17 protein-coding genes are annotated in these 19,581 nt (G+C 48.2%); 4 read left to right on the forward strand and 13 right to left on the reverse strand.

The genetic code is table 11. The features are described from left to right. Window positions 1–552: 552 nt before the first annotated feature. Together V7K25_RS01175 and V7K25_RS01180 are read left to right on the forward strand one after the other, a co-directional pair. Window positions 553–1,410 carry a class I SAM-dependent methyltransferase gene (locus tag V7K25_RS01175; RefSeq protein ID WP_335154338.1) on the forward strand — a complete coding sequence of 286 codons (858 nt, stop codon included), beginning with the start codon at window positions 553–555 and terminating at the stop codon, window positions 1,408–1,410. A 762-nt stretch (window positions 1,411–2,172) separates the two neighbouring features. Further along, a complete protein-coding gene (locus tag V7K25_RS01180; protein ID WP_335154340.1) occupies window positions 2,173–3,231 on the forward strand; it encodes a transaldolase family protein in 1,059 nt (352 codons plus the stop codon). A 39-nt stretch (window positions 3,232–3,270) separates the two neighbouring features. Here the strand turns inward: V7K25_RS01180 and V7K25_RS01185 are convergent, their stop codons facing one another. Beyond that, on the reverse strand, window positions 3,271–6,933 hold the full coding sequence (locus tag V7K25_RS01185) for an NB-ARC domain-containing protein (protein WP_335154342.1): 3,663 nt from the start codon (window positions 6,931–6,933) through the stop codon (window positions 3,271–3,273). Between the two features lie 59 nt (window positions 6,934–6,992). Between V7K25_RS01185 and V7K25_RS01190 the strand changes: the two genes are divergently transcribed. After that, a complete protein-coding gene (locus V7K25_RS01190; RefSeq protein WP_292794508.1) occupies window positions 6,993–7,139 on the forward strand; it encodes a hypothetical protein in 147 nt (48 codons plus the stop codon). Between the two features lie 74 nt (window positions 7,140–7,213). Further along, on the forward strand, window positions 7,214–7,960 hold the full coding sequence (locus V7K25_RS01195) for an SDR family NAD(P)-dependent oxidoreductase (protein ID WP_335154344.1): 747 nt from the start codon (window positions 7,214–7,216) through the stop codon (window positions 7,958–7,960). Between the two features lie 154 nt (window positions 7,961–8,114). Here V7K25_RS01195 and V7K25_RS01200 read toward each other — a convergent pair whose 3' ends face one another. The 12 genes from V7K25_RS01200 to V7K25_RS01255 form a co-directional block, all read right to left on the reverse strand. Then, complete coding sequence (locus V7K25_RS01200; protein ID WP_335154346.1) at window positions 8,115–9,065, reverse strand: L-lactate dehydrogenase; 951 nt, start codon at window positions 9,063–9,065, stop codon at window positions 8,115–8,117. Window positions 9,066–9,139: 74 nt separating this feature from the next. Beyond that, entirely contained in the window at window positions 9,140–10,534 is a 1,395-nt protein-coding gene (locus V7K25_RS01205) for a mercuric reductase (RefSeq protein ID WP_335154348.1), read from the reverse strand. A 235-nt stretch (window positions 10,535–10,769) separates the two neighbouring features. After that, window positions 10,770–11,135, reverse strand: a complete 366-nt coding sequence (locus V7K25_RS01210; protein WP_334791980.1) for a hypothetical protein — start codon at window positions 11,133–11,135, stop codon at window positions 10,770–10,772. Window positions 11,136–11,163: 28 nt separating this feature from the next. Beyond that, window positions 11,164–11,811, reverse strand: a complete 648-nt coding sequence (locus V7K25_RS01215; RefSeq protein ID WP_292794519.1) for a cysteine hydrolase — start codon at window positions 11,809–11,811, stop codon at window positions 11,164–11,166. A gap of 142 nt (window positions 11,812–11,953) precedes the next feature. Beyond that, window positions 11,954–12,535 carry a nuclear transport factor 2 family protein gene (locus tag V7K25_RS01220; RefSeq protein ID WP_335154350.1) on the reverse strand — a complete coding sequence of 194 codons (582 nt, stop codon included), beginning with the start codon at window positions 12,533–12,535 and terminating at the stop codon, window positions 11,954–11,956. 226 nt (window positions 12,536–12,761) lie between these two features. After that, the gene (locus V7K25_RS01225; RefSeq protein WP_335154352.1) at window positions 12,762–13,157 is read right to left on the reverse strand and encodes a DUF6130 family protein; all 396 of its coding nucleotides are present in this window, start codon (window positions 13,155–13,157) and stop codon (window positions 12,762–12,764) included. 84 nt (window positions 13,158–13,241) lie between these two features. Beyond that, complete coding sequence (locus V7K25_RS01230) at window positions 13,242–14,270, reverse strand: alpha/beta fold hydrolase (protein ID WP_335154354.1); 1,029 nt, start codon at window positions 14,268–14,270, stop codon at window positions 13,242–13,244. A gap of 331 nt (window positions 14,271–14,601) precedes the next feature. Beyond that, window positions 14,602–15,597 carry an alpha/beta hydrolase gene (locus V7K25_RS01235; protein WP_335154356.1) on the reverse strand — a complete coding sequence of 332 codons (996 nt, stop codon included), beginning with the start codon at window positions 15,595–15,597 and terminating at the stop codon, window positions 14,602–14,604. 157 nt (window positions 15,598–15,754) lie between these two features. Then, window positions 15,755–17,194, reverse strand: a complete 1,440-nt coding sequence (locus tag V7K25_RS01240) for an FAD-dependent oxidoreductase (RefSeq protein WP_335154358.1) — start codon at window positions 17,192–17,194, stop codon at window positions 15,755–15,757. A gap of 103 nt (window positions 17,195–17,297) precedes the next feature. After that, on the reverse strand, window positions 17,298–17,816 hold the full coding sequence (locus V7K25_RS01245; RefSeq protein ID WP_335154360.1) for an alpha/beta fold hydrolase: 519 nt from the start codon (window positions 17,814–17,816) through the stop codon (window positions 17,298–17,300). A gap of 73 nt (window positions 17,817–17,889) precedes the next feature. Continuing rightward, the gene (locus V7K25_RS01250) at window positions 17,890–18,915 is read right to left on the reverse strand and encodes a WD40 repeat domain-containing protein (protein WP_334791990.1); all 1,026 of its coding nucleotides are present in this window, start codon (window positions 18,913–18,915) and stop codon (window positions 17,890–17,892) included. Window positions 18,916–18,992: 77 nt separating this feature from the next. Then, on the reverse strand, window positions 18,993–19,559 hold the full coding sequence (locus V7K25_RS01255) for a ferric reductase-like transmembrane domain-containing protein (protein ID WP_335154361.1): 567 nt from the start codon (window positions 19,557–19,559) through the stop codon (window positions 18,993–18,995). Between the last annotated feature and the right edge of the window lie 22 nt (window positions 19,560–19,581).

Consider the following 19,581-nt stretch of genomic DNA (forward strand, 5'->3'; position numbering starts at 1 on the left):
GTTGTTTCTTTCATTAGGTGTTACTTCAACGTGAAAGCTATGCTAGTAAAGCATTATACTCTATTTTTTCCTTATATTTTGTTTAAGTCCCGCTAACCAAAGCCACGCAGCGAACCGCGCCCCTCTCCGATGCGTGGCTGGTATAGGCGTCACCGTGCCCAAAGAGATAATTTGTAAGACATAGACTTTCTGGAGCGATCGCCTTCGCTTTCGATCATTTTATCGCTTGAGTTTTCTTATGAACTACTGCGATCGCTATCTTTTCCTCTATACGAGACGCACTGTTAGGTCACTTGAATACAAGATCACATAATTTAAGCGAGGAAAGTATAAAAGCGAGTAAATTTTGTCAATACCTCCAGGTATAGAAAGAAAACTTCTCATGATTAATAAGTTTTCGAGGAATATTTATTTATACTCATGAAAAATAATAAATGCCTCCAACTGGGGGTTATTTTTTGGCAGTAATTTTAGAAAGTTAACAGATGCGATATACCCTATTTTAAGGGGCTATTAACCCTTATGCTGAAGTCGAAAGTAAAAACAACAGCTATGAAATTTGTACAAAATCCTACCCTCCGCCTTGGCTTACTGAAAGCTATGACTGTAGCAATCCTTGTGTTGGCATCCGTAATGTCCCCAGCTGTTCTAGCTAACGAGAGCGAAAAAGCGACATTCGATAGCACAACCACGCTCCAAACTATACTCACCAGCAGTCATCGCTCCGTTGCAAATCGTGACCGAGACAAGTACCGCCACCCAGCCCAGACCCTCAAATTCTTCGGTCTGCGCCCAAATATGACTGTGGTTGAATTGTGGCCAGGGGGCGGGTGGTATACCGAGATATTAGCCCCATTTCTAGCGGCAAAGGGGCAACTCATAGTTACTAACTTTGCTCCTAGCACGAGTAAACCCGCTTTGGCTTTCCAAGAGAAACTAGCAGCTCATCCAGAAGTTTTTGGTAAGGTCAAAGTAGCCCAAATCAATCCCCCAAATGAACTTACCTTAGCCCCAGACAACTCCGTGGACATGGTTGTTACCTTCCGTAATATTCACAACTGGGTCAAAGCTGGCTATGCCGAGCAAGTTTATGCTGCGGCTTACAAAGCACTCAAGCCAGGGGGCATTTTAGGGGTGGAAGAACACCGTGGCAAACCAGACATTTCTTTACAAGAGAGTATTAAAACGGGCTATATGTCAGAAGATGGGGTAATTGCTGCTGTGCAGAAAGCCGGCTTCAAATTGGTGGGCAAATCAGAGATTAACGCTAACCCAAAAGATACCAAGGACTATCCGGGCGGAGTTTGGACACTACCTCCAACCTTGAGCCAAGGTGAAAAGGATAGGCAACGCTTCCTCGCCATTGGGGAGAGCGATCGCATGACAATACGGTTCGTCAAGCCAAACTGATGATTAATGAAGAGGGCGATCGCTCCTCTATTCAAGGGAGGAAAGTATGGGAGTGATGTCTGCCAAGGGCTGTGACGCTCGTTGCGCTAAAGCGTCTCCCCTGCTTCCAAAGCTATCCATTACCCGGATCTTTCTTAACATTTGCGAGAGCGATGTCTGACGACAAGCCGCTTTGCGTCTATGCTCTCGTTTTTTCTAAACCTTATTCGTTCGTTGTTCATTCTCAATAAAAACCTAATTTTAGCGAGAAGACTCCGTAGTAGAGTTATTGTCTCTCACAACGACAACTCAAAAGGTACAATTCGCCCATATTCGACATCCTATCACTGTGGAAGATGCCTGCTACCGGAAATAAATGCTACAACAATGTGGCTTTAGGTACTGGATCATAAATGCAATGCTAGCAATGAATGGGAGAGTCAAAAGAAGCAGGGGAGCAGGGGGCTTTCTAGCAAGGGGGAAAACTGAGCTTTACGTTTGTACTCCGCCCCAGTAAGAGCGCCCTTTATCGCGGGGCAACTCTTAAGAGACGCTCTGCGAACATACCCATGTTCCCCCCTTCATTCCACGGCTTCGGGACAGGAATTGCTCCCCCTGCTAGAAAGCTCCCTGCCCCTCCGCCTCTTCGGTGACGATGTTGGGGATCTCTCGTTGGGCTATCCTTTACTTAAATTGGGCTTTAACTGGCAGATATTGAGTGGTGAAACTTGAGGCAGTTTTGCAGACTAGTTCAGTGGACGTTTGAATCGTGATACGTGAGCTATGAATCTGTTGCAATCACTCCGTCGCTATGGACAATCGGTCTGGCTGGATGGATTTGAGCGAGGCTGGATTAGTCGTGGTGAATTGCAGCAGTACATTGATAAGGATACTTTGAGAGGTGTCCGATCAAATTTCCAAAGCTTACAAGCAGCAATTCAGGAACATGAGTATGATCGCGACTTCAGTACATTGGCGCAGCAAGGGATGAGTCGGAGTGCGAGAGCGGCCTATGACTACTTAATTGTGCGAGATATACAATTAGCGGCTGACTTGCTGAAGGAAACGCATGTGCAAACACAAGGCCGAGATGGCTATACTCAGGTTAATCTGCCACCTGACACGCTGTTTGAGGCTGCAACCGCGATCGCCGCAGCTCAAAACATCTGGCAGTCAATCGGATGGAGTAATTTGTTGGTGGAAATCCCAGCCACGCAATTGATGTTGCCAGTGATTACACAATTGATTAGTGATCGGATCAATGTGAATGCAACATTGGTATTTTCTCCAAGCGTGTATGAGCAGATATTTGATAGTTATCTCAGAGGGCTGGAGAGATTGATGGGGCAAGGAGAATCGGTGAATGAGGTTGTTTGTTTCGTCAGTGTTGCTATTGGTCGTTTAGATGCAGTAATTGCTCCATTCATCCCTAACTCAGAGATATCTTTTGGCGTGATGCAAGCCAAGCTTTTGTACCAGCACTATCGAAACCTCTGCCGAAGTGAACGCCAGCGTTCGCTCCCTGGAGGGGCAAAACCACTGCGTCTGGTGTGGGATTGCACAGATGTTTCGCCGGAATCGGCATGGCGTTATCTTCAAGCTCTAGTAGTTCCTGAAACCGTTATGCTGCTATCGCCATTAACCTTAGAAAGGTATCGTGAGGTTTCTCTACTACTCACCAGTTTTACTGATGATGAAAGTGCTGAAACGCCTCTAGCAAGGGTATTGCAAGGGATTGCTTTGGATGAATGCATTGACCAACTTTTGAGTGAAGAAATGGCGCGATCGCTCAACACATTTGATCGATTGTTAGAAGCGATCGATCAAAAGAGAAGGTGCTGAATCTTAGGTTTCGGTAGTATTTTGCTCCCGATGAGGATATTAATGCTCAATCGCCCCTAAGTCTTTAAGAGTGCTTCTTTGAGCCACTGTTAGCCCGGTTGCGCCTTGAATCTTCATGCCTTCATACAGGCGATCGACCGTCAGTGTGCTGATACAGCGTCCAGTCTGCACGTCCCAGAGTTTAATGGTGCGATCATCACTACCACTAAATAAGATTTGGCTATCGGAACTGAATATTACTGATTTGACCCAACTGGTGTGTTCGCCCAAGCTGTGGAGGCAATGCCCCGTTTGCAGATCCCACAGGCGGATGGTTTGATCGTTACTGCCGCTTGCCAGGGTTTGACCATCGGGACTTATGGCAAGCGTCCACACGGCTCCCGTATGCCCCCGCAAAGTCTGCAAGCATGCCCCGGTTTGTACGTCCCACACGCGAATCGTTTGGTCATGACTGCCACTTGCCAGTTGTTGACCACTGGGAGCAAACGCCACTGTGAAGACGGCGTTCGTATGCCCCTGCAAGATTCTCAGGCACGCTCCGGTTTGCACATTCCACAGGCGTATGGTGATATCGTAGCTGCCACTGGCTAACCATTGACCGCTCGGATCAAACGCGATCGCACGAAGACCGCTCTCATGTCCGCGTAACACCCGCAAACAATGATGCGTCTGCACATCCCACAGTTGTATGGTGCTATCTTCACTGCTGCTGGCCAAAATTTTCCCATCTGGACTAAACAGCACTGTCCAGATCGCCGCGCTATGCGCTGACCACTGGTCAAGCTGCCCGGTTTGGATATGCCACATGGCGATCGAGTCATCATGCCGACTGCTTGCCAGCGTTTGACCATCGGGACTAAAGCTTAAATTAGTTAATGACGAAATCCAACGGGTCGGGCTGGAAAACGTTTTGTAGCGGTGAAGCGGTGCCAGATCATCATCCAATTGCAACTGCCACAGATGGATTGTTTCATTCTGACAGCTACTGGCAAGCCTTTGACCATCTGCACTCAGACTCAGGGATTGAATGCCACCCGTATAGCCCCGCAACGTTTTGAGGTTTTGCCCACTCTGCAAATCCCATAGCCGCACTGTATGATCTTGACCGGCACTGATTAACCATTGACCGTCGGCACTGATGACAAGCCCGTGAACATCGTGCATGTGACTGTCGAGTACATGGATAGCTTGCTCGTCCTGGACACTCCACAGGCGCAGAGTGCCATCGCGACTGGCACTGGCTAACCAACAACCATTCGGGCTAAAGGCGAGATCCCAAACCCAATCGGTGTGTCCCCGCAGTAGCTTGACACTAGTATTGATGAAACTGGGCTTTGACGGTCGATCGTGAGAGCGATGGCGGCTCCACAGTCGAATCGATCCATCGCGGCTACCGCTCGCTAGCAGTTGACCATCCGGGCTATATTGCACACTTTGAACGCCGCTGGTATGCCCTTGTAAAACACTCAAGCAATTTCCATCGCGCACATCCCAGATCCGAATGGTTGTATCGTGACTGCTACTGGCTAGGGTTGGCTGATCGGGTGCGAAGTGGACGGCGTAAACACTCTGGGTGTGCCCCTGCAAGACACGAAGGCACTGGCCTTGCAAATTCCACAAGCGCACGGTTTTGTCTTCACTACTGCTCGCTAGTTGCTGACCATCGGGACTAAAACTCACTGACCAAACACAGTCTGTATGCTCTGTAAGCACCTGCAAGCAGCGCCCGTTCTGCACATCCCACAAGCGTACCGAACCATCAGTACTGCTGCTGGCTAACATTTTCCCATCTGGACTAAAGGCTACCGACCAGACCCAGCCTGTGTGACCGGCAAAGGTGGTGAAGAGTTGGGTTGTGGTGATGTTCCAGAGATAGATTCTGCCGCTGGAATCCCCCACTGCGATCGCTTGACCGTCTGGACTCAGGTCGATGGACATGGCAAGACTGAGTGTTTCTGAAAAGACGGATTTGGCTAAATTGGCATTCTGAAAATTGACCCCAGCTAAATCAACTTGCCGTAAGTCGGCTTGCTGCACGACGAGATCAGAAAAATCTGAGCCGCGCAAATCCACCTGAAGCTGCACCAACAGGTTGATCAGATTGCCTGCAACGTAACCTGGCTTTTTTCGCTGTTGTGTCAATAATTGCCGTGCCTGCGTCGCGATTGCTGCCACACTGCCAAAGCGAGACAGAAGCCGCTCCATCACGGGTTGCACAATTAATCGAGCTTGAATTTCTCGCACATAATCTTTCGCCTGCACTCGAATCAAGGTATGGGTTCGCAAAAAGTTAATTTGAGCAGTCTCGAACTCGGCACAAACTTGCTGCACAAATCGTTCTGTGACATATTCCATCACGACTGGCTGCAAGAAGAATAACCCATCCATTTTTTCGATGAGAGATCGCCGAAGCAGCGCGTTGATCAGATTGGGTACAGCTTTTTGGCAAGCAGGATCAATTACATTGTCTTGTATATCTGCGATCGAGACTGCCTCTCGACAAATTGCCAGCCAGAACATCACCTGCTGTTCATTCTGGGGTAAGCGATTGAACTGACGCTCCAGCAGATCGCGGATGTCGGCAAACACCGGAATCCCCTGATCGAGATACGTTAACAACTCTGTAACGCTGCTGTTAAACAAGTCCTGAGTTGCGGCTGCCACCAACTTCAGTGCTAGAGGATTACCCCCATAGTAATGGATCAAGTTCTGCCATTCGGCTTCTGAACCTGTGAATGCTCCTTTTTGGCGAAAGATGGCACGTCCATCGGCGGGTGTCAGTCCACTCAATGTCAGCGATCGCACCAGCGTATGTTCGCCTTCCATCAGCGCCATTTCTCGTGGCTTTTCTCGACTGGTGAGCAATAAACAACTTAGGTGCGGCGTTTCGCCAATGGTTCTGAGCAACTGTCCATAGCCTTCATAGCCCGATCGCCACTGCCCGACCTGCTCACTGTGCAAAATGATTTCAGCATTATCCAGCATCAATAAACACCGACGCGATCGCAGAGACTGCATCAATTTCGAGAGCTTTTCACTGAGCGTGGTGGGAAGGACGGGATCTTCTCCCTGGAGAGGCATGAGAAATTTTAATACGCTCGCTAGAAGTTCATCTAGTGGTGGCGCGTTGGCGAGCGATCGCCACACCACGCTCTCAAATTCCATCTGCATTTGCAGCGCCGCTTTGACCACAATCGTACTTTTACCAATGCCCCCAATGCCCAACACCCCAACCACGCGACAGCGCTCAGACACGACCCACTGCCACATTTGCGCCAGTTCTGCCTCGCGCCCATAAAATACCGAGGCATCCACCGCAGTGTCCCAGTCCTGTTGGAAATTTGCCCATCGGGTTTGGGACGTTTCATTTAGTGCAACAGGGGATGTAAAATCTGCTTTTGCTAATGCCAACCCAAAGGCTTGGAAGAGATGCTCCAACGACTGGCGATCAACCCCCAGTTCGCGCTTGAAAATTCGGATGAGGGTATTGAGGGAGAGTCCGGTGCGATCGCTGAGATCTTCCTGGGTGAAGTGCTTCCCCCAGGTTTCGTTTGTTTCCGCCTGCTGTTTTGCCGTTTGAAACCGCTGCCACCCCAGGGGTGATAGGATGATCCCTCGCACTCGCCCAGCAGCAGGTCGCCCCCGTCCAGATTTTGACGCATTGGAATACATAGGTAAGCTGATGGTGCAAAAGAGCAGCATGAGTCTTCCCCTCAATAGTACCGTGCGTTGTTCTGATGCCGAAGGTTTTGTTGATACAAATGCATCAGCAAATCATCTCAATTAAGAAAATCGGTTTAACCGTCCCCGAATCACTTCCAGCTGCTTGCCTCCAATGCATCACGATTAAATTGCGTTTTAAATCAGAAAACTTGAGTGGTCTGCATGGAGCGATCGCTAAAGAATGAGCATAAGCAACATTTGCTTATCAAAGTCGCCAACCTAAGCAGAAGCAATTTACTAATTTGAGGATATTAAGACTATGAGCAAGCTCACAGGTAAGGTAGCAGTCGTTACAGGCGCATCTAAGGGCATCGGTGCTGCGATCGCCAAATCACTCGCCGCCGAAGGCGCGGCCGTCGTCGTCAACTACGCCTCTAGCAAATCTGGTGCTGACAAAACGGTCAGTGAGATCACCGCAGCCGGTGGCAAGGCTGTCGCCGTGGGTGGTGATGTCTCCAAGGCTGCTGAGGCACAGGGCATCATTGACGCCGCCATCAAGCACTACGGACATCTCGATATCCTCGTCAATAACTCTGGCGTCTACGAGTTCGCTCCGATCGAGGACATCACCGAAGACAAGTTCCATAAGATATTCAACATTAACGTACTTGGTCTTCTGCTCGTAACGCAGGCAGCCGTCAAGCACCTGGGCGAAGGTGCCAGCATCATCAACATCGGCTCTGGCGTCAGCCGTATTACACCTCCAAACAGTGTGATTTATACCGGCACCAAGGGCGCTGTTGATGCCATCACGGGTGTACTCGCAAGGGAACTCGGACCGAGGCAGATCCGCGTCAACTCTCTTAACCCCGGCATCGTCGAAACCGAGGGTTCAGTAAGTGCTGGCTACATCGGCTCTGACTTCGAGAAGGCATTCATTGCTCAGACACCGCTTGGTCGCGCGGGACGACCCGGAGACATTGCCTCTATTGCCGTTTTCCTGGCATCAGACGATGCTGGCTGGCTCACCGGCGAACAACTGCTCGCTACCGGAGGCCAGCGCTAATCCATACGGGTAACTCTGTGACTTAAAGTAAAAGCTTGCCGTTGCGGCAAACAATTCCTTTAAGTCACAAACTCATGTATTGTGTTGTTCTACTTGATGGCAAAGGTATTGTTCAAGATACTGTATTTTCAACCATAGCCGCACCCAATTTATTTTAATTATGCAAAGAATTATGGGCTTCATTGAGTTTGTTGGCTGATTCTTCTAATAAACGTTGTTCAAGAGCATTTCTTGATAACAGCAGTTGGCGCTCAATACCTGTTGAGCCAATGATACATGGAAGTCCAAGAACAACTTCACTGCCAACTCCATAGTTAGAATCTGCTCTAGCCGATACTGGAAATATCTGCTTTTCATCTCGCAGGATGGTATCAACTAACTGACAAACTACTGTTGATATACCATAGCTTGTATTTCCTTTGCGTTCAAAAATGTTATAGCCTCGTTTACGAGTTAACTGCGCGTACTCTTGCTGAATTTGTTCTAGCGTTGTTCCTTGTGGTATGGGAAATTCAGTTAACAGAATTCCCCCAATAAATGCACTAGACCAAACGACAAATTGACTATCTCCATGCTCTCCAATCACATAAGCATGAATGTCTTGTTTGGCAACATTCAGTTGCTTTCCAAGTTGATATCTCAGTCTAGCAGTATCAAGAACGGTTCCCGAACCGAAAATTAGGTTTTCTGCTCTGGTGGAAGTAGCTTGAGCAATCCGCGTTAGTACATCCACTGGATTGCTAATGATAATTACGATTGAATTCGGTGCAACTCGATCCAATTCTTTGATTGTCGAACGTATAATCTCTGCATTATCGCTCAATGTATCTAATCGCGTCTGTCCAAGTTTCGGCTGCACCCCAGCAGTCACAATAATGATATCTGAATCAGCTAGGTCTTCATACTGATTTGATGGTATAATCTCCATCTCTTTAAGCAGGGGAATGCTGTCTTCGATATCCCATACTTGCCCTTCAGCTTTTGATAAGGTTCGGTCAAAAAGGACAACCCTTACACATCTACCGAGTAAAACTAAAGCATTTGCAACGTCTGCACCTACATTACCTGCACCAATAATACCGACTTTAGATATTTTACTAATCATGCTATATCTACTTGATCTTCAAGAATGAAATGTCGTTTATTTGGTAAGTCCTTGGGTCTGCAATTGCTGTATGCTTACAACTTGGAAAACAATATATTTAACCCTTCAGTCATCGTGGGATGAGTCAAAATACCATCGCGCAGAACGGTGTAGGGCATCTGAGCTTGCATCACCATCTGCACTGTTGAAATCACTTCACCTGCTTCATGACACAACAGGGAACACCCTAGAATACGACCTGTATCTGTATCCACGATCGCCTTTAGCAGTCCATCGGTTTGACCGAGCGTTCTTGCTCTAGGAACGGCTGACGCATCCACCTTCGCTACGCGGATTGTATATCCTTGTTGCTGTGCTTCAGTTTCAGTCAAACCCACATGAGCCAGTTCTGGATCGATGAACAGACAGGATGGAACCAATCGATCCAGTGTACTACGGTTGCCCCCATCAATTAAATTAGCTTTGATAATGCGATAATCATCGAGCGATATATGGGTGTATTGCGGTCCGCCATTAATATCGCCTAACGCCCAAATCCCCGGAATGTTCGTCTCCAGGCGATCGTTAACTTGAATAAATCCGCGTGTATCGGTTGCCACACCCGCAGCAGCTAAATTTAAGCTATCGGTATTGGGCGCACGACCAACGGCGACGAGCAAATGCGACCCTTGGAGGGTGATTTCACGATCGGCAACTTGGATTTGCAGGATGGTTTCATTACCAGTGCGATCAACCCTTAACACCTTCGCCTTCAGCAAGAATTCAATACCATCTTGTTCCAGTAATGTTTGAACTGCGATCGCTATATCTGGATCTTGCTGTGACAGGATTTGCTCACTTTGCCCAATGACAGTAACGCCAGAGCCAAAGCGCCGAAACATCTGGGCAAACTCCAAACCAATATAGCCACTACCAAGAACGATCAGGTGTTCAGGCAAATATTCTAGCTCCATAATCGACTCACTTGTCAAAAACTCAACTTCTGTGAGTCCAGGTATGGATGGAATTAACGGTCGTGTGCCTGTATTAATAAATAAGCGTTCGGCGGTAAGTAAGCGATTGTTCCCCTCAGTCGTCGTGACTGCGATCGTTTTGGACGCAACAAACTTTGCTTCGCCAATAATCAAGTTGTTATCCAGAGCCGTTTCTAAATTGTGCAAGTTCATTTCACGGGCAGATTGCACAACCGATCGTTTTCGTTGGATCACCTCTGCTAAATTAACGGTGGGTGTATTGGTTTTAACACCATAAGCAGCACTGTTTCGCACTGTGTTTGCCACATTGGCACTCGCTACCATAGTTTTAGTAGGAATGCAGGCAGTATTAATGCACCCACCACCAATCATATTTAAACTGCGTTCAACCAGAGCAGTTTTACGTCCGTCAGCAACCAGCGCTGGTGCAAGTGTTTTACCCGCTTTGCCGCCGCCGATAATAATATCGTCATAGTGTTGAGTGTCCACTTCCATATCCTTTGGGTTTGATCAGGTGAATACGATTTCTAGAAGGTGTTATGAATTTCAGAAAAACTGGCTGACTAAGAGGCTTTTAGCGATAACGTATTTGCCCTAGTACTGTGTCAATAAATAATTGATGGATAAATTAAGAGTAGAGACGCGATAAATCGCGTCTCTTTAACCGTCAAAATGAATTTGACAGACTACTAGCTGGGTTTCCAAAAAGTGCTAACACCCACTAGAAGATTCAACTTTTTCTACAAGCTTGCTTCATCAAGATACGGTTGTTTTTATACACCTCTAAAGTTCCAGACTGCGGGTTATCCAACGTGCCATCCCACACCCAATATTCATAAATTCCATTCCGAAACTTATACACTCGAACACCTTCTGTCGCTTTGGTAGTTCCTTTACCCAAACTTAAATTACCGTTGGGATTGGTCGCGCGATAGAGCAGTTCGCCTGAAGTATAATTCCGCCAAATATTGATGTTATAACCACCCTGGCATTTTGTACTCAGGACGATGCTAGCAGTAGAATCAGCAGAAGCTCTTAAGGAAAAATTAGCTAAGATACTGATTGGCAGAGCAAGAAGTAACGCGGATGTTTTCATAAGTGTTGTAAGATTAATGAGTTTGACATTACTCGATTGCTGCAACAACTTCATCTGTAGAAAGGACTGCATTGGCGATATACCCAAAGTTGATTAGTGCTGCCTTATAGCCATCACCCAGTTGCGGATGTCGAGGAGCAGCTGTTGCATCCTTGACGACAACGACCTGGAATCCCTGCTCGAGCAATTCGCGTAGGTGAGCTTCAACACAAAGATTTGCCAACATTCCCAGTAGAATGACTTTGCTGATGTTGCGTTTACGCAGTTGCAAAACAAGGTCGTTGGTTTGCGGCCCATAGACTTTGTGGGGACTGGCGACAATCGTCTTGCCATCCTCAATGAAGGGCTTATAGCGATCGAGCCAGTCAGCACCCGATCCCAGGAATCCATCGAGGCTCAATGCACCACGGCGATCGAACTCCTTAACCTCAAGCATCATTTGCTCTAGGTTTCCGGCAAATTTCCAACTATAGTCGGTGGGGTAGTAATAGTGAGGGGAGATAAAAACCTCGAATTCATTCTGCTTCGCGGCTTTGAAGATTCGCTCAATGTTTTCGATGGTCTTGTTATCCTTAACACTCTCACCCACCAAATCCCAGGAAACCCCTTTTTCGCTCAAGACATCGTTTTGCGGATCGATGACGACTACTGCGGTGTCATTCTTGTTGATGTTCATGGTTTTTCTCCTTGTTTGTTGATTTTCACCGTTCTCCTTCTTAAAAACCACCCGCGATATGCAGCGTTTTCCCAGTGATTCAAAAGCTGAATGCAAGTATGAAGAGATTGCTAGCGCCATCAGCCTAGTTAAAACAGGCTTTTCAAAGATTGAGGTCTGACAATCCGGGATGATTGTCAGGACGACGACCTAGTATCCAGTGGTATTTGCGATCGCTCTGGTGAATTGGCAGGTCGTTGATGCTGGCAATACGCCATCGCATGAATCCGTGTTCGTCAAACTCCCAATTTTCATTGCCATAGGAACGGAACCAATTGCCAGCATCATCATGCCATTCGTAAGCAAACCGGACAGCAATTCGGTTGTCTTGAAAAGCCCAAAGCTCTTTGATCAGACGGTATTCCAATTCTTTAAGCCACTTACATATTAAGAACTCGACGATCGCCTCACGACCAGATAGAAATTCTGAGCGGTTGCGCCAAATGCTATCCGACGTGTAAGCGAGTGATACTAGTTCAGGGTTACGTGTGTTCCAAGCATCCTCTGCTATTCTGACTTTTTGGATAGCGGATTCATTATCAAAAGGCGGCAGGGGTAGTCGATAATTTTCAGGGTTGTTCATAGTATGTAAGCGGTAGAATCGCGATTCTCGTTCCGAGAGGCAACTCTTGGAGACGCTTTGCGTAGCTTGCTTCCACGGAGTGGTACGCCAACGTCTCAGCATGGTTGGATTAAAATTACAGCAGATTTAAAGTTGGTAAAGTACACAAACTAAGTCCCAAAGCCAGGTATGAACCCTGTTTTACTTCTGATTCTGAATTCTGCTGTAAGTGCGTGCCGACCAAATTACCTCAAAAGCAGTTTAATACAGATCAATGAATACCACCCGCGATGTGCAGCGTTTCCCCAGATGCCCCCCTCACAACTGCGATTTTTCCCTCTAGTTTTTATCATGATGATTTCTTAAGATCGGGCAGCGTGAACTCCACAGTTTCGCTAGTGATTACTTTGTGCGTGGGGTCAGCTAGTTCGATCAGCACCTTGTGTACGCCAGGTTCTAGTCCGACCAGGATGATCGTTTCCCCACTGGAATCTACAAAGTGCCACGGCGCGTCGTCAACGGTGATGTGGATATGACCGATGCGCGGCGATACTTCGAGGGCACCTTTGCCAAACACTGGCAACAAACGCAAATTCTCCGTCCGGTACTGGATGAAGACGCGTCCGTGTGCTAGCGGTTCGAGAAGCGGTGGATCGACAATCAGCTTGGGTGGTGCTTCGTTTTCAATCGCAATCAACGGTGATGATCCGATAATGTCCCTAGCGCTCGGTCTGTGGCTGTTCATAGCAGGTAATTACCTGAGAGTAGTTTAAATATAACGATCCATTTGAAGGTGAAACGGCGCAAGGTTATCGCTCCAGAGAAGCCGTTAACGTTTCTTTGATGCGAGTTCCCAGACCGCAGTTACGAATGCTTTAGGATCTTCCTGGGGCAGGTTATGACCGACGTTTGGAATGACCCGATGCTGACGTTTGCCGCTAAACTTCGCTGCCGTCGATTTCCCATCGGTTGCTGGTACAACACCATCTGCGTCCCCGTCCAGCGTGATCGTCGGCACCGTAATGGTCGGTTGCGCGGCGAGTCGCTGCTCAAGTTCCTCATACATGGGATAGCCGGCAGCAAGTCCAAGGCGATGGCGGTAGGAATGAATGACGACCTCCACATAATCGGGGTTGTCGAAGGCGCTGGCGTGTTGATCGAGCGTTGCCTCGTCAAAGTGCCAGTTCGGCGAATTGCGAGTCCAGAGAATCCTTGCAATCTCACGTCTGTTAGCCGTCAGTCCGGCGCGTCCGCGCTCGGTCTGGAAATAGTATTGGTACCAGATACCAGATTCGATCGCGGGTGAAAGTGGCAGCCTTGCCTTGGCAATATCCTGGATCAAGTAGCTATTGACGGACACCAGACCTGTGCATCGTTCAGGCCAAAGAGCCGCAACAACACAAGCAGCTCGTCCACCCCAGTCATAGCCAGCAAGCACAGCACGGTTCAGCTGCAATGCATCCATTAAGGCGATCGCATCGACACCGATGGCGGCTTGCTGCCCGGAGCGTGGTGTGGCGCTGTCAAGAAAACGGGTTGATCCATGTCCCCGCAGGTAGGGAACAATCACCCGACATCCGCGTGCAGCAAGCATTGGTGCAACGTCAATGTAGCTATCGATGGAATACGGGAACCCATGCAGCAGCAACACCGGAGATCCATCGCTTGGTCCTGCTTCGTAGTAACCGATGTCGAGGACACCCGCTTTGATCTGCTTGATGGGAGTAAACCTCAATTCAGATCGTTTGGGATTGTCGAAGCTTGCGTGTGCAGTACCCATGAGTGCCATTTCTGTGAAAATGCTTCCTGCCGCCGTTAAGAGAAAGCGACGGCGGTTGTGTTTAATTGCTTTGAGCATAGGGTTGACTCTTTGGATTGATTAATGAGGCGATTGCACAAAGCACAGTCGCTTTACCCGAATGGCACTAAGATAAGCCGAAAGTCTTGTTTCACCTCGTTCCCAGCCTACAGGCTGGGAATGTATTTCGAGAGGCTCTGCCTCTCATCAAGCCTTTGGAGGCGGAGGCTCTCAGAATTAGTTCCTAGCCTGGAGGCTGGGAAGCAGTCACGGCAAGGGCTGTGTCTTAACTTAGTGCCATCCGCTTTACCCTTTTCCCCTACGCTAACTCGGTAAGCAGCAAAGCGATGGAAGAGCGTCTTTTCCCTCCCCCAAAAACATCGATCGCATCCTATTGCAGATGTTTCTTCAATTGGGCAGCAGCTTGAACAAACAGAGAGCGGACTTCTGGCAGCTCGGCTAAACCATTGAGCAGTCCAAAGTCATGAATCATGCCGTTGTACTGCACCGTTGTCACCTCTACCCCAGCTTCATCGAGCTTGCGTCCGTAGGCTGTGCCTTCGTCATGCAAAATATCGCTCTCTGCAACCACAATTAATGCTGGAGGCAAGCCTTTCAGTTGCTCAACCGTCGCTTGTAAGGGAGATGCGTAAATGTCTTTGCGCTTTTCTGGGTCAGGGATGTACAGGTCATACATCCACTTCATCGTGGGTACGGTTAGGTACCGTTTGTCGCCGAATTGATGATAAGAATTCGTTTCAAAATCGGCATCGACGATCGGCCACATCATGATTTGTAGCTTGATGTGTGGTCCTCCGTTTTCTTTCGCCTTCAAAGCAGTGACTGCTGTCATATTTCCGCCAACACTGTTGCCGACCACTGCCAAATTCTTGCCATCCACCCCAATCTCCTCACCATGCTCGGCAACCCATTTGGTCGCAGCATAAATCTCATTGATTGCCTGTGGGTACTGAGCATCTGGCGTGCGAGTGTAGTTGACAAAGACACCTGCAAACCCTGAAAGCACAACCAGATCGCGAACCATGCGCTTGTGTGTTGGATAGTCACCGAGTATCCAACCGCCGCCATGAATAAAGATGAAAACAGGTAATGTGCCTTTGACCCCTTCAGGTCGTACAATATTGAGGGTAATTGAATAACCATCAGCAGTAATCGTCTTTTGGGACTCTTCAATGCCTGAAAGGTCTACTGAAACAGAAGCCTGTGCATCTACAAGGACTTGACGTGCTTCGGGTGCAGTGAGTTTCTCCAACGGCACACCCCCTGAATTCAGCACTTTCAAAAATTCCTTTACTCCTTTGGAAAGACGTGGATCATCCGCAACTTCCAAAATTTTTGCTGCTTGCGAGTTTACTTGAGCAACCATGACATTCTCCTTTAATAAGTAGTAAACAATCTGTTGAGATGGCACTGTTAAATTAATTGATTTAACAGCCTCTTTCCCCCTGCCCCCTGCCCCCTGCGGTCTAAATGATAAGTTTTTAACCGGACACGATATAAGTGACGTTGAAAAGGTTGCCAACCTAGCGGGTCGCTGCCTCGATCGGTTCTTTCCATACCGCAGCAGCATAGAGCGAGTTCTCAAAATCGGGGGCGATATCGCCTGTGATACGTGCCTCATGATGCGCCCAGTCCTCAAAGAACAAGTCGTGACTGATGCACGATACTATTGCAGGTATGTCGCGGCGGATGCTAAATATGTCACCAATTGGCAAGCCAAAGCTGACGAAACCAGCAGGATTAAATACGTGAATGTCTTTCAGGTAAGGGGCAGTGCCAGGTACTTTTTCTAGGTATTCGCGGGCGCTACCGAAGTAAGGGTGCGTTCCCAAATAGTCGTCGCGCAGGTCTTCTGGTGGCTCGTAGCGATCGCGCCAGAGGGCAATGTACTGAGCAAAGTCGGCTAGTTCGGGACGCTTTGTTGGGTCAACGAAGTAACCAGTGCCAGCGATCACAAAATCAAACTCGAAAACATCATCATTCACCTGGATGACAATGCGATCACCCTTTTCCCGTGCCGATTTCCAAGGTGCAGATAGGTGTATGTGAAAGTTCGGGAAGGCGATCGCTCGCTCAATCGCGTTCCGTGATGGCGTGGAGCCTGCTTGACGAAAGCGCCAAGCTTGGAACCAACGGGCTGCATCGGGTAGTTGGGGATAGTTGCAGTAAGCACCAGGGTATTCCCGTATCCGAATTACTGGTAGAGATGCGATCGCCGATCGTCGTGAAAACAGGTGTACTGCCTTCGCTCCCGATTCCAGCGCCACTCCTGCTGCATCGAAAGCTGAAGCCGCCGCACCCAGCACCGCCACAGTCTTACCACGCAGTGCTTCAAAATCGATGGCATCAGCGGTATGTGCGTATAGCGTGCGTGATAAGTCAGCCAGTACTGAAGGTACGTATGGACCACCAGTGCCAGCCACGCCATTGGCGAAGATAATTTTGCGTGTAGTCTCTACCTGCGGGACACCGTTTCCCTCAAGGTGTAGGCGGAAGAAACCTGCGGCTGGCTCAATCCGCACTAACTTCGTTCGGTAACGAACCTGGATACCGAGGAATTGTCGATACCAACTGAGGTACTCAGCCCAAGTCACTCGCCCAATGCGATCGATCGCCGCGTAGGCTTCCGCACCGTGCCGCGCTTCGTACCAGGCTTGAAAGGATAATTCTGGGATGCCTAGTTCTGGACCAGGCACATTTTTCGGCGTTCGGAGCTTTTCCATCCGCGCTCGCGTCAGCCACACGCCTGCATGAGCCTCGTCATCGGCTGCATCGATCGCTGTCACACCACCGATCCCAGCACGTCGTAGCGCAAATACAAAGGTGCTACCGCTGCCGCTGCCACCTATTATAGTGACATTGTGATCGATGCCAGGGCGATCAGGCACCCAGTTTTCGGGATCGGGACCGAGCAGGCGTAGTGCCTCGCGGGCAGTAAAATCGGAATTGCTCGTTGTTGTCATGTTGATCTCCTCATATCTCGTCGCGATGGATGGAAAAATCAAAATAGCAGACAATTAAGCTGTTACTAGGTTTTTGTCGTGGGTTTGGATTCGCTAGAGCGTGTTATGAACAACTGCCAGAAGCTAGAAAAGGGTTCTTGCTTGTCAGAGCCTGTCGCACGCGATCGGCATTTTCGGGTGTCTTATTCTGCCAAAAAGCGCGCATGGGCTTCCAGAAATCACCGAGTCCCTCCTCGTAGGCATTGCCATTTTGCACAATCAGCGTCTCAATCTGCTCTGGATACTGTATTGCCAATCGATAGCCAATCGGAGCGCCATAATCCATTAAATAAAGACTATAGCGGTTTAATCCGATCGCATCGACAAAACCTGCCATCACTTCGGCAAGGCGATCGAAGGTGTAATCAAACTCATCCACCGTTGGCATGGAACTATAGCCAAAACCAGGATAATCAGGTGCAATCAGATGGAATTGATCTGCCAACGCCAGAATTAAATTGCCGAACATGTGGGACGAGGTTGGAAAGCCGTGCAATAGCAGAATCGTCGGATGATCACGAGAACCAGCTTCACGATAAAAGATATCTAAACCATCGATCGATACTGTGCGATAAGTGGTCATGCGTTTACTCTTTTGAATTCAAATCGTTCAACAGAATCAGAAATAGTTGATCTTGTTTGGTGAAAGCTTCTTGTCACTCTTTAGGAAGAGACCAGAGTTTGATGGTTTTGTCGGCACTGCTGCTGGCTATCATGTTCCCATGCGGTCTGAAAACTACTGACCGCACGCCTCGCTCATGCCCGATCAAATTCTCCAAGAGTTTGCCTTCAGGCAACCCCCATAACTTGATAGTGCTATCATTGCTACCACTAGCTAATCTCTTGCCATCGGGACTAAAAGCCACTGACCACACAACTCCATCATGTCCAATTAGGGAGTGCAACAATTTACCAGTGGGCATTTGCCAGAGTTTGACTGTCCGATCAGCACTGCCACTCGCTAAAGTCCGTCCATCAGGGCTAAAAGTCACTGAGCGCACGGCTTGTGAATGAGCATTCAGAGTTTGTAGAACAGCACCATCCATGATTCGCCAAATTTTGAGTGTGCCACTCTCATTGCCGCTAGCTAAGGTCTGCCCATCCGGACTAAAAGCAACAGTTCTTACCCACATTCCATCCAATAACTGATGGACTTGTACGCCAGTCTGCATGTTCCAGATGCGGATGGTTTTGTCAGCACTACAACTAGCTAGCCACTTTCCGTTGGGGCTGATGGCAACGGCTTCTACATCATCTGTATGGCCATCTAGGGTCCGAAGCAGTTGCCCCGTCTCTAGATTCCAGAGTTTTATCCGGTTATCCCAACTGCCACTAGCGAGCAGCTTGCTATCTGGACTGATGGCAAGGCTTACCACTGCATCGCCGTGTCCTTCTAAAGTATAAAGTAAGGTGTTACTAGGCAGATCCCAAATTTTTATTTTTTTATCGTAACTGCCACTGGCGAGGAAGCGTCCATCAGGGCTGATTGCGATCGCGTAAACCCAAGTTGAATTTCCTTGGAGAGAACGTAAGGGTTTAGTAGTTGTAACAGAGATAGTAGCAACACTAGCGTTTCGGAAGGAAGACAATAGGCTAGCACAACTGCTACTACCAACCAAGATCGTTAGGGTGCTGATTGCCAATGGTGCTGAAGATTTCCAGGTAATTTGTTTCGATCTCATAACAGGACATTCCTTGTGCGAGTGGGAGAATAATTTGACTTGCACCCACTGCGTAATGGTGTCGGAGACTAGCGGTACTATAGAGTAATTTTTTCTGGAATTTGAGATGAGAACGCTTTTCCTTTCGCTTTTTGTTGTTTATTCCGATGTTCAATCCAGCGTCCCATCAGAAATAAAAGGGTTGTCGTGACAATCCCTACTAGCCCAATCGGGGTTAAATAGCTCCAATGCTCTAACATTTTGTCCCAAACGTGCCAAGTGAGCAGGAACATAGCTAAGTAAGTCAGGGTATGTAATCGCTTCCAATTTTTTTTCAGTCTTTTGACACTCCAGTCATTAGAAGTAATTGCCAATAGGGTAAAAATTATGAAGGTAGATACACCTTGGATATAAATCCAATAGGTATTGGGATCTAAAAAATCAATGTCTCTCTTTTTCACTAAGAGGAAAGCGTGAAGCAAAGCCAAACAGAAAGCCAGAATACCGATAAGTCGTCGATATTTTAACAGCCATTTGGGAAGGTTCGCTTGTTTAGTTTGAGGAAAAATGATTCTGAGATTCGTGGGCATTAAGGTGAGAATATAAGCTCCTAAAGCTAGAAATCCCAGGCTGTTTTCTAAGGGTGCTGTATCGATTGCTGCCATGACCAATCCTCCTTAATTTTTC

Origin of the sequence: Nostoc sp. (genome assembly GCF_036919495.1) — a bacterium.
Taxonomy (GTDB): Bacteria; Cyanobacteriota; Cyanobacteriia; order Cyanobacteriales; family Nostocaceae; genus Nostoc.